This is a genomic window from Coleofasciculus sp. H7-1, from assembly GCF_057473865.1.
The window spans coordinates 1-9,455 of record NZ_JBYCCT010000044.1 but is presented as its reverse complement, the minus strand read 5'-3'; the positions used below and the strand labels follow the sequence as shown (position 1 = coordinate 9,455).

The following is a 9,455-nucleotide window of genomic DNA, read 5'->3' as shown; positions in this document are numbered from 1 at the left end:
TAGAGGCGTTTCGTACAGCGATGTCTTTTCGTTTTATTGAGTGGTTGAACCACAATCAGAACGTATTCTTTGCTTATAAAGCTAGTTTGGGCTTTGTTTGGGGTTAAAATTTGTTTAAGTCCCACTAGATACCGATAGGAAGAAAAATAAGCGTTCAGGAGTCCATCCCGAATCAGATCGGACTTGGCTACGAGTGCTGCCTTTTCGCTGTCTGATGGTGCTGGATTTTCTAACAGTTTAAATGCCTGGATCTGGGGCTGGGCATTGAATGAGAGGCACAGAATCATCCAAGCACTCACCACTACCCCCGAACCAATAACAGTGCGGTTTCGCCCATACTGAGCCGCAAAAGCGTGTAAGATTCGGTGCCCAGATTGAATGTAGTAGCTTGCCAATATCCAAGGCATGAACAGGGATAGGACAACGCTCACGCAAAAGAGCATAAAGGAGACGGGCATCCACCACTTTCCGGAAGTCCATATATACGAAAATTCCCTTACCCACTGAAATTTGAAGAAGTAGTAAATGAGAAAGACAGCGGCGGGTGCGGCATAAAATAGCAGCAGCAACCCCACGTATACACCGACTCCAGGCATCAGACTGTGAGCGCTCATTTGTAACCATGCGATCGCTTGATGACGTTTTGCATAGCCGTATAGCACTTCAAGGTAAAAAGAAACCATACAAACGACTACCGTGCCCAGAATCAAGGCGCTAGCGGGCGTAAGTTCCGGTAGCCTGATGCGGAGTACCTGTCTGAGGAAAAAGAAGAGTATGCCCAGGAAAAACAGAGGTACTTCCACGCCATAAAACAGACTTATCATCTGTAAAGGTGGCTTACGGAAACGCCACAAGCCCGACACCGTACAGATAATCGATATCACAATCAGAACCGCAAGGGTGATGAGGAATTCTCTATTGTTCTGACTAATAGATTCACCAGTGAGGATTTGACTTCCAATCTCAGACAATATCCCAAAGCAGACTACGAGCAAAAATGTAAGATTGCAGACCCAAAAGATGGTTTGGTATGTGACATGAAGCAGATTTTTCATAACTCAGCTAGACCTAGAAACACATTTTGGATTTCTTAGAAAACGATTGATAATTGTTGGTTGTCAATATCAATCCGAAGTGGAATTGCCATTAGCCCTTATTTTTTCAACAGCACTTCTAAATCTTTTGTAAAATTCTCTTCTTTTTCTTTCTTCGCGTCCTCTGCGTCTTGGCGGTTCGTTAATTCCTCAATTCCTTATGCACGCTGAGTCCAATTTGCAAATATTCATTGAGTAAGTGAATATATTCATTTACGCGATCGCTCAATAAAGTGTAAAAAAATAGACAGGGTATTCATTAATCCAAAAATACTTCCCGTCTTGTTTCGACAAGTTTTGCATTTGAGCTTTCACTATCAAACTCTATAAAGTATCCAACCCACGCAAAATCGCACCACCCTCTACACCCACCATCAAGTCCATATCCCCAGGTCAAATTATTTTCTACCTGCTTCCTGTAAGAATATTTTTTAGGGATATCAATAGGAACGCCGCCTCTAAATGAAGGTTTACCTAACAATTATAAGACTTCTTTTCTAGACATTTCCACAGATATCAGATTAAATTTTTCTACGGAGAACCGTGGTGGATAGATAGTATCTATACCAGGATAAAGTGGAAAATAATTTTCGGTAACTGCTATTTTTGGATAAAAATATCCCAACAATACAATCAAAACTAAAAAAATCGGTAATCTTTGTTGCTGGGGTTGCTTGAGATTCATGGTTTTATGTTTTTAAAAGTTGATTTTTATTCTCCGGAAAACCTGATGCTGGCATTATCGATAGTTAATCGGTAAAAACAGCGTAAAAAAGGGTGAATATACGGCTAAGACGCTGATAATGGGTGCAAAACTGAACAGCATCACGCCAATGATTGACATTGAAGCTAACAGCAAAGCCATGTATTGTCCAAAGCTGCGCTTAGAGCCTGTAATCACATCGAAAAAATATAAAGTAGGCAAACAAATAGCTAGTGTAATTAAGTACAATACTGGTAGCTTAATGGCTGAAGCAACCATTTGCAATCCGCCACTAAATGAGCCGATAATTGCTCCATAAAGTGCAAAAAATGCGGAACTACTAATTAATAGGGCAACAATCTTGTTTTCAAGTCTTACTCCTTACTAATCTCTTCCAGAAATTTATGGCGATCGCGCAAAAAGTACATTAGGATTGCAAAGTGTTTCATGGCATCTCCTCCTATCAGAGATTCAGGTATCGCTCTACCGATCTCTCAGGCTCGCGCCTCAAACTTGTGGGGATATCCCCAATATTTGTTACAAAACTTTATAAAACCTGTGAAAAACGAAGATGGATTCGATAGGACTCAACACCCAGAGGAGAGAATCTTACTGAATTCCCTGTTATGAACGAACGGGATGAGCGGCTTGGCAAATTAATTGAAGCAGTCCGTCAGCATCCATCTGGGAGCCTTAGCTGGCGAAAAGCGATGAATCAGCTGTTGATCGAAATTCAGCAATTGCCAGGATTGGCGAGATCCGCGCACCCAGATTACTTGGAAGCTTTGGATGATACATTGCTGAAATTAGGTGATGAGATACAGGAATTTGAACCCAGACAGCCTTCTTTAGAGAAGAGTTTGGTGGCTTGGATTAACCTGAAATTACGCCTGAAATATGAAGTGCGGGACTTGCATTCCTCCCAGCAGACTCGCGCCAAAAATCCCAAGAATCCTCAAGCGGAATTTCAAGAACAAGTGAGGAAACCACCCCTCTCGCTTGATGTTCCCTTGGGGGATGATGGAAGTGAAACTTTTAGCGATCGCTTGGCGGCTTTAGTTCCCTGTACGCTCTTAGAAATAGAAGCACAAACCCAGCGAGAACAGGAACAGCAGAAAAATCAAAGAATTGGGGTTCAACTAAAGCAATATATTGACCAAGATCCGGAAGGCAAACTTCGGCGCTGTCATCCCCAAGCTTATCCAGAGTGTAACTGCCTAATCCTCAGCCAGCGCTTGCTCTTAAAGTATCCACGCGACAAACTCGCTCTTGTAGCACGGGATCTCAACATTAATTACAACACCCTGAACTGGCATTGGAAAAACAAGGGACTCCCGCTTCTCCAAGCGATCGCTAGAAGTTTGGGCTATCAACCAAATGTAGAAGACTTATGAACAGTATTGCACCCCCTTCTATTACCGTTCCTCTCAGCGACACCGCCCATCAGCTGGCGCGACAATTTGCACAAGAGCAAGCGACTCCCGAAAAGGGGGTGCGGGTATATCTCAATACCCTAGCTGTCTGGGCAGTTCACCGCTATTTAAAATGGTTGAGATACAAACCAAATCTCACCTCAAGCGACAGCTGGCATCCTGGTATGCGAACCATGTTTGATGTGGCGGATCTGGTGTTGCCCAAATTAGGTAAGTTAGAGTGCCGCCCGGTGCTTCCTGGGGAGACATTTGTTACGCTACCGCCAGAAGTGATGCAAGACCGAGTTGGCTATGTGGCAGTTCAGTTTGGATCGCGTTCTACTCCCACGGAACCAGTCTACTTACAGGAAGCACAACTGATTGGATTTGCCCCCGCGATCGCTAGTATCGATCCACCGGAGGAACTGCAAATCGCTGACTTGCAATCCCTGGATGCACTGATTGAGTACCTAGATCAACTCGAATTGGTGTTGTTAGCTACACCCGACAAGACGCGATCGCAGCTAAACAACTGGTTACAAAATCTCTTCGAGTCAAGTTGGCAGACAGTTGAGCAAGTGTTGACGCCGCAAACACCCCTTTTAGCATTACGCAGGTCAACTGTAAGACGGGCAAAGCGGATAGAGTTGCAAACAAATACAGTTGTTTTAATTGTCACCCTCCAGCCAGAAAATCGGGAAAGATTAGGCATTCATCTGCAACTTTGTTCTATCAATCCACAAACACCACTGCCACCTCAACTGAAATTGATGGTATTAACAGAATCTGGGGAAATATTCCGAGAAATAACTGCAAGTGGGACTGACACCTTCATGCAATATGAGTTCAGTGGACAGATGGGGGAACCATTTAGTGTCAAAGTAGCGTTAGGAGATATTAGCATTACAGAAGCTTTTGTCATTTAGGGATTTTTAGATGAAAAATAGACTTTTTGCATAAGTCCAGGTTTAAGGAATGAAACCACAGATGACTACAGATGAACACAGATGGGATAGGTGATTTTTGCAATAGGTCTAGTGTCTTGTAGAGGCGAGTTTAGATGAGCCAAAACATTGAGGAGTGCAGATTAAATTACTTGCATGATACAGAATCTCCGTAGGAGCACAGCAGTGCCGTGCCCCTACCCGAAAATTGGAAGTTAAAAAATCTCTGTTCCTGGATTAAACCCGAATATCTGTGGAGCAGTTTTCTAAAACCGGGAAGAAGCGATGGATGCTGTGTGAGTATGACGAGGAAGGTGAAGCGATCGCTCTCAGTTCAGTTCCCTTTAGAATTTCACTGCTGGATTTGTACAACAAGGTAAAGTTTGAGGTGATGGATACAGAAAACGATCATATTGAAGAGGCGGGGTAAATGAGCGATCGCGTAGCGTTTGCAAACCACACATCACCTTCAACCCACTAATTTCTTCACGAATTTCTATTCCTGAATGTAAAGCCAAGAAAAATGAGCCAATACTTATTTTCAGAGTTCAGCGCCTATGAGTTCCAAGAGCTAACTAAAATTCTCTGCTCTACATTTGAAACTAATCAAGAAGAATTGCGTTCGCTTTACGATAGTTTGCGTAGTACATTTAACGCTCCTGAGTATCCTAAACATCCTCTTGTCAATCGGAACTTTTTCAAGTCTCATGATGAGTCATTCCAGAAGCTCTATGATGAATCTCCTGCCGTTGGAGTTGACTTGCCCAGTCTTATAGAAGAGGACAATGGCATCTCAGATAAACCTGTTATTGCGGTTATTGGGCAAGATCCTATGCGACATGAGAGTAGTGATGGAATCACAATCGGTACCCCTTATGCATTTCATGCAAAAGGATGTCGAGAAAAACTTTTTACAACCAAGCTTTACTTTGAATTTATAAAAGTTTTCTTTGAGTTGGGATACAGGGTTTATTTAACCGACATATATAAAGTTTGGGTTTGCGCTCTTTCTCGCCTATATCAAGGAGTTAAATTAAGCCGAGAAGACAGGAATAGATTCTTGATAATTTTGAAACATGAGCTTGAATTTATTCAGCCAACTGTAATTGTTACTTGGGGAAAACCTTCAAAAAATACTATCAGAGGAATGGAACTTGGAATCAGACAAATTCAATTTCCCCATCCCAGCGGAGCCGCAAATCATGCCTGGAGAGAATTGATGGGAAAACCCGCAAGCCAAAACAATAAAATTCAGTTTTGGCGCTCAAAAATTATTCAAGAACTCAGTAAGGCGTGATTCCCTACCTTCAAGAACTAAAAAGATTATAATGGCGAATTTTGCTTTTGCTAATTTGCCTCAGATATGCTAAGTTTGAGCCTATATTAATGCTGTAATGACTTAATTCAGGAAAGTTCCCGAAAGCAGGCAGCGATGGAAAAATTAGTCATCCTGGATATCGATGGTGACTTGCATCAGGGAGCAGTAACAACGCTGGAAATTCGGGAAGAAGGCAACCGTGCTGTCACCACCCGTGCTAAAGGTAAATTGCCTCCAGCAACCCATCTGCTGGAACAATACGAACACTGGCAGTCTATTTATCGCAGTCTGTCGTTCCTGTTTCGCTTGGAAGAAAGAGGGGGACAAATTACTCAGGGTTCTCCAAAAGATTTACTTAACGCTTGCCGCCAGTCTGCTCAAACCTTAGCAGATAGTTTGACAATCTGGCTCAAAGCTGAGTCTTTTCGCCCCATTCGAGAAAAATTACTCGAAAAATTATTACCAACTGATACAGTGCGGTTGATTCTGCAAATAGAAGACAACCAACTGCGACGACTCCCTTGGCATTTATGGGATTTTTTCGAGCGTTACCCAAAGGCAGAAGTAGCGCTGGGGGCAACTGCTTATGAACGGGTGGAAACTGATGCACCATTACGGGAAAAACCTAGAATTTTAGCGATTTTGGGGAATGGGAATGGAATTGATATTGAAGCAGATCGACAGTTGCTTTCAAGTTTACTTGATGATGCAGAAATTGTCTTTTTAGTAGAACCGCAACGCCGCCAGCTATATCAACAACTTTGGGACTCAGCAGGCTGGGATATCTTATTTTTTGCTGGACATAGTTCCAGCCTTTCTTGTGGCGAAACGGGTGAGATTGAGATTAATGGTAGCGATCGCTTATCCATCACCGAATTAACCTATGCTTTGAAAAAGGCAATAGAACGCGGCTTACAACTGGCAATTTTCAATTCCTGCGATGGACTAGGCTTAGCACGTTCCCTGGAAAGTCTCCACATTCCCCAAATCGTTGTCATGCGGGAACCAGTCCCTGACTTGGTTGCCCAGGAATTTCTCAAGTATTTTCTCACCGCCTTTGCCAGTGGTCAATCTTTTTATACAGCTGTCCGAGAAGCACGAGAACAGCTGCAAGCTTTAGAGGATCGATGTCCCTGCGCCAGCTGGTTGCCAGTAATATGCCAAAATCCAACCGCTGTGCCCGTAATTTGGCAAGGATTAAGTGATAGAGGCAAAGAAACTGGGCAAGATTGTGACTCTACCCCAGTATCTAATTCTTCCCCAATTCTTCCCTGTCCCTATCGAGGTTTGTCTGCATTTCAAGAAGCCGATGCACCGTTTTTCTTTGGCAGATAGGCTTTCACTGAGAAACTGCTGAAAGCGGTATATAATCAGCCACTCGTAACCGCAATTGGCCCTTCCGGTAGCGGTAAATCTTCAGCAGTGTTTGCAGGCTTAATTCCGCGTCTGCGTCAGATAGAAAACTGGCTAATTGTTAGCTTTCGTCCGGGGAATCGTCCTTTTTTAAAACTGGCAGAACAGCTGATTCCCCTATTAGAACCGCAGTTGCGTGAAACGGATCGTTTGGTTGAAATCAACAAACTGGCAACGGCAATTCAGCAGGGTGACTTGACATTAATCGCTGTGTTAGAGCGCATTCTAGATAAAATCTCCACAGTCCACCTACTTTTATTTGCCGATCAGTTTGAGGAATTGTACGCGCTTTGTCAGGAAGCTGAAACTCGTCAACGCTTTCAAGATGAATTATTAACCGCTGTTAACCAGATACCCAGGTTTACCCTAATTCTCACGTTACGAGCGGATTTCTGCGAATACGCACTTTCTTATCATCCCTTTGCCTCTGCGTTGCAGCGCTTTCCCCCAGAATTTTTAGGGTCAATGAGCCGCTTGGAACTGCAAGCAGCGATCGCAAAACCAGCCCAGAATTTAGGCGTACAGATTGAGGAAGGATTGCGATCGCGCATTCTAGATGCCGTCAGCTGCAAACCCGGTCAACTGCCCTTACTGGAGTTTGCCCTGACCTTGCTATGGGAACAACAATGCAATGGTATCCTGACTCATGCTGCTTATGATGCCATTGGGGGTGTCGAACAAGCACTCGCAAGTTATGCCGAACAGGTGTATGCAGCACTCAAACCGGAAGAACAGCAACAGGCAAAGCGTATCTTTCTCCAACTGGTGCATCCCGGTGAAGGCACCGCCGATACTCGCCGCATCGCCACCCGCACCGACGTAGGACAAGACAATTGGAACTTAGTTACGCGCCTAGCGGATGCGCGTTTGGTTGTCAGCAGACAAGATGAGGCAACCAGGGTTGAAACCGTCGAAATCGTCCATGAAGCGCTGATTCGGGAGTGGCAACGCTTGCGCCAGTGGGTCGAGGATGACCGCAGCTTTCGGACTTGGCAGGAGCGATTGCGGATAGCTTTGCGACAATGGGATAGCCAGCAAGATGAGGGGGTACTGTGGCGGGGTGCGCCGTTATTAGAAGCCCAACATTGGTATGCCGACCGTTCGGCGGATCTTAGTCCAAAAGAACAGACTTTTATTCAGGCGAGTTTGGCACTACAAGCACGAGAGAAGGCGGTACGCTTGAGCCAACGAAGACAAGTTATCCTGGGAATCACTAGCGGTTTGGTCGCAGCAGGAATGCTGGTTGGAATTGCTACAAAGCAATGGCAGCGAGCCGAAACAGGCGAAATCGATGCCCAACTCAATGCTTTAAGTGCCTCCTCAGATGAACTCTTAGCCTCGAATAAAGAACTAGAAGCATTGCTGGAAAGTTTAAAGGCAGGTAGACAGCTGCAACAATCCATCGAAGCCAAACCCGACACCCGCATTCGAGTTGTAACGGTTCTACAGCAAGCAGTCTACGGCGTCAGAGAGTATAACCGTCTGGAGGGACATCAAAGAACAGTTATTAGCCTCAGTTTTAGCCCGGATGGTCAAACCATCGCCTCTGCAAGTGATGACGGTACAGTTAAACTTTGGCGGCGCGATGGCACGCTGTTGACGACGCTGGAGGGACATAGAGACAAGGTGAAAAGCGTCAGTTTCAGCCCTGACAGCCAAACGGTGGCTTCTGCGAGTTATGACAAAACGGTGAAACTCTGGCACCGGGACGGTACACTCATGACCACTCTCAAAGGGCACACTGGCAAGGTCAATAGCGTTGCTTTTAGCCCGGATGGTCAGTTTCTAGCCTCTGCTAGTGCGGACAAAACGGTGAAACTTTGGCGACGAGACGGAAGCCTAATCCTTACCTTAAAGGGTCATCGCTCTTGGGTAACAAGTATTAGCTTCAGCCCAGACAGCCAAACTTTAGCGACAGCTAGCACCGACAAAACAATTAGACTGTGGCACCGCGATGGTAAATTGTTGGGTATCCTAAAAGGGCATACCGCTTCGGTCAATAGCGTCAGTTTCAGCCCCGACGGTCAGACTTTGGCTTCTGCCAGTGCGGATAAAACTGTGAAACTCTGGCACCGCAACGATACTAAAAGCGGGTTTGAAACTCGTCCCTACAGAACTTTGACAGAACACAACGATCTAGTTTGGGCTGTCAGTTTTAGCCCAGACGGTCAAACTTTGGCTTCTGCCAGTGGGGACAAAACGGTGAAACTCTGGCGAAAAGATGGCACACTGCAAGCTACCCTCAAAGGACACAGCGCTTCTATTTACAGTGTGAGTTTCAGTCCCGATGGTCAGAGTTTGGCTTCTGCTAGCGCAGATACTACAGTTAAACTCTGGCACCCTAATCCTGAGAAACTTCCCACTTTGCAGAAGCATGATTCTGAGGTGTGGGGTGTAAGTTTTAGTCCAGATGGTCAGACTTTGGTTTCCGCCAGCGCCGACAAAACAGTAGACCTCTTGCGGAATTAGAAAAAATAAGCTAAACAGAGGGAGAAATAATTAATAATTATAGACGGCAAAATGAAATATAAACAAGCGTTGGAAAATTCACCATCTGATTTTAAACGAATG

Annotated in this window: 9 protein-coding genes and 1 pseudogene; 7 read left to right on the top strand and 3 right to left on the bottom strand. The window is 44.8% G+C overall.

All coding sequences use genetic code 11. From position 1 onward, the window contains the following. Positions 1 to 182: 182 nt before the first annotated feature. The 3 genes and pseudogenes from AC2VDX_RS11890 to AC2VDX_RS11880 form a co-directional block, all read right to left on the bottom strand. A pseudogene (locus tag AC2VDX_RS11890) lies at positions 183 to 1,055 on the bottom strand (TIGR02921 family PEP-CTERM protein); the annotation flags it as partial. Between the two features lie 298 nt (positions 1,056 to 1,353). Beyond that, positions 1,354 to 1,575, bottom strand: coding sequence for a hypothetical protein (locus AC2VDX_RS11885; protein WP_378178936.1), 222 nt, complete (start codon positions 1,573 to 1,575; stop codon positions 1,354 to 1,356). Next, positions 1,576 to 1,779 (bottom strand): hypothetical protein, encoded by a 204-nt coding sequence (locus AC2VDX_RS11880; RefSeq protein ID WP_378178933.1) that lies wholly within the window; start codon positions 1,777 to 1,779, stop codon positions 1,576 to 1,578. Between the two features lie 118 nt (positions 1,780 to 1,897). On the opposite strand from AC2VDX_RS11880, the gene AC2VDX_RS11875 reads away from it, so the two are divergent. The 7 genes from AC2VDX_RS11875 (at position 1,898) to AC2VDX_RS11845 (ending at position 9,353) form a co-directional block, all read left to right on the top strand. Then, the gene (locus tag AC2VDX_RS11875; protein ID WP_378178930.1) at positions 1,898 to 2,116 is read left to right on the top strand and encodes a hypothetical protein; all 219 of its coding nucleotides are present in this window, start codon (positions 1,898 to 1,900) and stop codon (positions 2,114 to 2,116) included. A 307-nt stretch (positions 2,117 to 2,423) separates the two neighbouring features. Further along, the gene (locus tag AC2VDX_RS11870) at positions 2,424 to 3,191 is read left to right on the top strand and encodes a hypothetical protein (protein ID WP_378178927.1); all 768 of its coding nucleotides are present in this window, start codon (positions 2,424 to 2,426) and stop codon (positions 3,189 to 3,191) included. After that, positions 3,188 to 4,135 (top strand): DUF1822 family protein, encoded by a 948-nt coding sequence (locus AC2VDX_RS11865; protein WP_378178924.1) that lies wholly within the window; start codon positions 3,188 to 3,190, stop codon positions 4,133 to 4,135. The genes AC2VDX_RS11870 and AC2VDX_RS11865 overlap by 4 nt, the downstream gene beginning before the upstream one ends. A 271-nt stretch (positions 4,136 to 4,406) precedes the next feature. Then, positions 4,407 to 4,583: a hypothetical protein gene (locus tag AC2VDX_RS11860; RefSeq protein ID WP_378178921.1), complete on the top strand. Its 177-nt coding sequence runs from the start codon at positions 4,407 to 4,409 to the stop codon at positions 4,581 to 4,583. A gap of 93 nt (positions 4,584 to 4,676) precedes the next feature. Further along, the gene (locus AC2VDX_RS11855; protein WP_378178918.1) at positions 4,677 to 5,450 is read left to right on the top strand and encodes a uracil-DNA glycosylase family protein; all 774 of its coding nucleotides are present in this window, start codon (positions 4,677 to 4,679) and stop codon (positions 5,448 to 5,450) included. Positions 5,451 to 5,585: 135 nt separating this feature from the next. Continuing rightward, a complete protein-coding gene (locus AC2VDX_RS11850) occupies positions 5,586 to 6,806 on the top strand; it encodes a CHAT domain-containing protein (protein ID WP_378178916.1) in 1,221 nt (406 codons plus the stop codon). Positions 6,807 to 6,821: 15 nt separating this feature from the next. Continuing rightward, positions 6,822 to 9,353 (top strand): nSTAND1 domain-containing NTPase, encoded by a 2,532-nt coding sequence (locus AC2VDX_RS11845; protein ID WP_378178938.1) that lies wholly within the window; start codon positions 6,822 to 6,824, stop codon positions 9,351 to 9,353. Positions 9,354 to 9,455 lie beyond the last annotated feature (102 nt).